Consider the following 2,653-nt stretch of genomic DNA (forward strand, 5'->3'; position numbering starts at 1 on the left):
CATCCAGCTTCAAAATCTTTAAAAGGCTATTAAATTAACCTCAGTTCGGGTTAAGCTGGCAGATTTTAAAACCTCAAAAGTAAAAGCCTTGCTACGCAAGGCTTTTACTTTTGGGCTTTGAGAAAGGGTTTGCGTAGCAAACCCTTTCTCAAAGCCCGTTTCAAATTATGCCGAACTGAGGTTAAATTAGACTTCTCAAGGATTTATTTTTTCTATAGCAACAAAATATAGCTACCGCCAAATGTATCAGGACATAAAACCCAAGATCGTGTTGTCGCGCTCCGCGCGACAACACGATCTTGGGTTTTAATTTTGTTCTAACAAGACTGGCGGTAGCTATATAAAGGTCAAGATACAAGTGGCGGTGCTTCGCACCGCCACTTGTATCTTGACCTTTATACCAATTGGCACAAATCCATCTATAGCGATCGTCTATACAGACAGATGGGTAAGATCTAACTTATTAAGGATTGGGGGAAAAGCAATGTTCTTCTGTTTGTATCTATAATCTCATACATAAGAATGAATAATGATTTGTCTAACCCTCTATTCGAGATGATTATGTTACGATTAATAACATAATCGCTTAAAGCGTACACACTGTGATTTGAGAGCGTTTGGTAAATATGTCAAGTATGAACAGCACAGGATTTAATGGGGAAACCTCGTATATTGGTCGCCCTCAACCGAAAGCAGTCTTCGATCTACTAAAACCGCTACGTCAGAAAATCGATAATTTTGAAATTCAACAGCCACGCACAGCGCATTTTATTGCCAAGTTAATTCCCGCCCAATGCCCCTTTGAACGCACCATTAAGTTCGGAAAACGTACGTTACTCCAGATCCCTCCACTTTGTAAATTCAATCCCGTTTACGATGAGTTGATTGGGCTCAGATTTCGCGCACTCTGTTTCCTTGTCGATCGCTGTGGTGAAGACATTAGCGCTTACTGTTAAGGTCTTTCTTGCCTCTCCTTCACCTAAGCAGCTAGACGCAATTTGCCAGAATCGTTAGGGCGGCTCCGCCGCCTCAACGATTCTGGTTTTATATTTGGTACTTCATTAAATCGCAAGTCCCTTACCTCCACAAAAACAAATGATGTAAGCTTTCCTTGAGTCATTTGTTTTTGTGACTAGGAGTTTGGATATGCCAAGGAAGATGCAGTGGATTTGGCGATCGCTGATTGCAATTTTTGTTTCTAGTTTGATAATCGCGATGACGATCGCATTACAGCCCACTCAGGCGGCGATCGCACCATTACCCGATCCCTATCTCACCTCTGGGAAATTTGCCGAAGGCGAAAAGGTTTTTAGGGATTATTTGCAAACTAATCTCAAAGATGATAAAGCTCGATTTGGTCTAGGTGTAATTCAATTTATGCGCGGTATTGAGAGACTAATGCAGTCGCTTTACCGTTACGGGATGATTCAAACACCTCTCAGGGGTTCGGTGCCATTTTTACGCTTACCAGTTCCCAAAAATCCCCAACCACAAACTTTAACTTACGATGGACTTCAGCAAGTTTTTCAGGCATGGATTGACGATCTTGCCACTGTCCGTAATACCCTCGATCCCATTCAGGATCGAGACTTTAAACTGGCATTGCGTTTCGGACTGATCCGTTTGGACTTTGATGGTAACGGCAAATCAACTGATGATGAAATGCTGTGGCAGATTTTTAATGCTATTACAGGTGCAAATGTTACAGAAAAGGATGCACAGCAGTTTTTAATTGCCTTCGATCGTGGCGATGCCCTGTGGTTGCAGGGATATACCCACGTACTTGGAGCGATCGGTGAGTTTTTGCGAGCCTACGACAGTCGGGAACTGTTTGAAGCCTGCGCTCACTTGTTTTTCCAAAGGGTTGATACACCCCATAAATTTTTAATGACAACGCGTAGGGAATCACCTGATGAATATAGCTATAGCTACAGTCCCTTCGATCTTTTTGATTTAGTGTCAGCGGTTCATCTTACGAAATTCCCTCTAGCAGAACCCCAAAGGATGAAGACGATCCTAAATCATCTGAAATCGGTAGTCAGCCTCAGTCGCAAGTCATGGCAATCAATTCTCGCAGAAACCGACAACGATCGCGAATGGATTCCCAACCCTAAACAAGTATCGGTAATTCCTCAAGCCAGAGTAACCGATGCAATGGTAAAAGCGTGGTTCCGTAGTCTTGATGAAATTGAGGCAATTCTGACCGCCAAGAAGAATCTTCCCTTCTGGCGTGATGAGAAATTAAGTATTAATTTCCCTCGCATTTTTAACGATCCCCGTCCCTTCGATCTGGTGTCATGGGTTCAAGGCACTGCCGCCACACCCTATCTTGAGAAAGGAACGGTTACTAATATGAATGTTTGGAACGAAATGTTTCGAGCTTTTGGCGGCAATCTTTTCAATTATGTAGTCTGGTTTAACTAAACATAAAGAGATGTGCCCTGCTAAGCAGGGCACATCTCTTTTGTTATTTATAGTTGCTGGCTACTCCCTTCCCAGTGAAAAATTAGCGTTGCGGCGCAAAGCGCCGCAACGCTAATTTTTCACTGGGAAGGGAGTAGCGTTTTGTGATTTTAATGTTAACTAATATTAAAGAATCTCGCCAATTATGCTTAGAATCAGAGTAGGCAGTTTAAAAATGATTTATAGGCTT

The 2,653-nt window shown here is 42.5% G+C and carries 2 protein-coding genes; both read left to right on the forward strand.

What is annotated here, in order from left to right; all coding sequences use genetic code 11:
- Positions 1 to 626 precede the first annotated feature (626 nt).
- The gene (locus AC805_RS10845) at positions 627 to 956 is read left to right on the forward strand and encodes a Mo-dependent nitrogenase C-terminal domain-containing protein (protein WP_055075451.1); all 330 of its coding nucleotides are present in this window, start codon (positions 627 to 629) and stop codon (positions 954 to 956) included.
- A 190-nt stretch (positions 957 to 1,146) separates the two neighbouring features.
- Positions 1,147 to 2,424, forward strand: a complete 1,278-nt coding sequence (locus tag AC805_RS10850; RefSeq protein WP_156341382.1) for a hypothetical protein — start codon at positions 1,147 to 1,149, stop codon at positions 2,422 to 2,424.
- Positions 2,425 to 2,653 lie beyond the last annotated feature (229 nt).

The sequence above is a fragment of the Pseudanabaena sp. 'Roaring Creek' genome (assembly GCF_001402795.1).
In the GTDB taxonomy this organism is placed as follows: domain Bacteria; phylum Cyanobacteriota; class Cyanobacteriia; order Pseudanabaenales; family Pseudanabaenaceae; genus Pseudanabaena.